The organism is Finegoldia sp. P1-F-LS, assembly GCF_052932205.1.
In genome coordinates this window covers 1-255 of sequence record NZ_JBRFJH010000046.1, presented here as the reverse complement: position 1 = coordinate 255, position 255 = coordinate 1, and the positions used below count along the sequence as shown (strand labels likewise).

The window sequence follows — 255 nt, the reverse complement described above, 5'->3', positions numbered from 1 at the left end:
AATAAAAGGTGAAGAAAATAAGCTATACCTATCACCAATATTAGATCTATTCAACAGTGAAATAATCAGCTATACACTAAGTAATCACCCAACAATAGAATTAACTAATACAATGCTAGAAAAAGCAATAGAAGAAAATAAGGACACTAAAAATTTAATTATACACTCAGACCAAGGATTTCATTACCAACATAGTACTTGGACTAAAAAACTAGAAAAAATGAATATTAAACAAAGTATGTCAAGAAAAGGAAA

At 27.1% G+C, this 255-nt stretch carries 1 protein-coding gene; it reads left to right on the top strand.

Annotation, left to right across the window (positions count from 1 at the left end; translation table 11 throughout):
* Positions 1 to 255 (top strand): transposase (locus ACU68Y_RS09220; protein WP_446755923.1); only part of this gene is annotated, 255 nt, incomplete at both ends.